This window comes from Microcoleus sp. MON1_C1 (genome assembly GCF_036701945.1).
Lineage (GTDB): Bacteria > Cyanobacteriota > Cyanobacteriia > Cyanobacteriales > Microcoleaceae > Microcoleus.
The window spans coordinates 1-1,365 of sequence record NZ_JAUBRO010000136.1; the positions used below are offsets into that span (position 1 = coordinate 1).

At 42.3% G+C, this 1,365-nt stretch carries 2 protein-coding genes; one reads left to right on the forward strand and one right to left on the reverse strand.

Annotation, left to right across the window (positions count from 1 at the left end):
• Positions 1-436 precede the first annotated feature (436 nt).
• Positions 437-688 (reverse strand): hypothetical protein, encoded by a 252-nt coding sequence (locus tag QUA62_RS29180; protein WP_333337362.1) that lies wholly within the window; start codon positions 686-688, stop codon positions 437-439.
• A 75-nt stretch (positions 689-763) separates the two neighbouring features.
• Between QUA62_RS29180 and QUA62_RS29185 the strand changes: the two genes are divergently transcribed.
• Positions 764-1,120, forward strand: a complete 357-nt coding sequence (locus QUA62_RS29185; protein ID WP_333408279.1) for a DUF2511 domain-containing protein — start codon at positions 764-766, stop codon at positions 1,118-1,120.
• Positions 1,121-1,365: the final 245 nt, after the last annotated feature.

A 1,365-nucleotide genomic window follows, 5' to 3' on the forward strand; every position in this document is an offset into this window, starting at 1 on the left:
TAAATATAATCTTTTCAATTTTCCTAACTTGAAAAGATTTGATGCCTTTTCACAATTCATATAGGATTGCTATATTAAATCAATTCGGATTTTGTTAAAAAGGCTAAAAAATTAGCTAATTGTTGGGTCAGCTAAAATCAGGGATTTGCAGTATAAAGTCAGGCGTTTGCAGTATAAAATCAGGGAGATTACAGGTATTTGCAGGGGGTGCACTTTACCTGCAAATGCCTGTAAATATCCTGCAAATGCCTGCAATTTTATGCCAAATTACTGCTTTTTTGGGTCGAGCGTACATTTGCCTGTTGAGGCAGGTTATGGCTGTTCTTGAGTAGTAGCAAGCAATGGTTTTGTCCGTACAAACCTGACTTTTACACGCAGAAACAAAAACAATGCACCCTTCTGAATGGGGAATCCTAGGTGTCAAGTAGCTTGATTTTTACCCGCTCTTCGGCTGTGCCGATCGCTCACATTGCTCCTGCTGTTGTGGCGGTTTTGTGGAGGTGATCGACGCCGGAAAAGTCACATCCGAAGTTGTGGCAGTTGTGGACTCGACAGAATTTGCAGAGTTCGATCGGCTTATGGCTAGCTGTCCCGCTCTTTGTCTCTGACCCAGCTTTGCCAGTCTACTTTTGAGTTGATCGAGCGTAGCAATATCGTTACTAGCGTCCCCGGCGACGCTGTTACCCATGAACGTGTATCCCAACTCATCCAAACTACCTCATGCCAGACTTAAGAAAAATAAGAGGAACTGGGAGCAAGTCTAATGAACTGGAAAAAGTACGTTGTAGTGTGTGGGTTGCTGCTGACTGTAGGTTGTCTAGGGGAACCGGGTCAGCCAATTTCAATTTCACAAGAGCAATTCGGTGACGATTGGCCCTTAACAGTGCCGCGTGGGAAATTGGATTGTATGTTTACTGGTGACTTTCATGCAGAGAGCGTAGAAGTTATTTATTTTATTGCACCAGATGGCAAAGAATATTTGCTCAAGGGTTCGCCGATGCGCTCAGAAAAAATTCTTCTTCCGATTGATCCCATCCACAAGCCTGACCCCACCAATCCCCGAGCTAAAAAAAATCTTGATGTATTAATTGAGGCAGGATTCCAGGTATGTCCCTACTAGCCAAATTGCCTACCAAAACTATTGGATTAAATAAGCGCCCGCTAGCAATCGCTCGGCGCGCTCAAATCGAACTATAGCAGTCCTAAATCAGTCGCAAAATCGATCGAAACCAGAATTCTTGCAGTGTAAGCATCTTGCTCGCGTATATTTTTTCAAATCATTTAGGATTGCTATAGCAATCCTATATGAATTGTGAAAAGGCATCAAATCTTTTCAAGTTAGGAAAATTGAAAAGATTATATTTA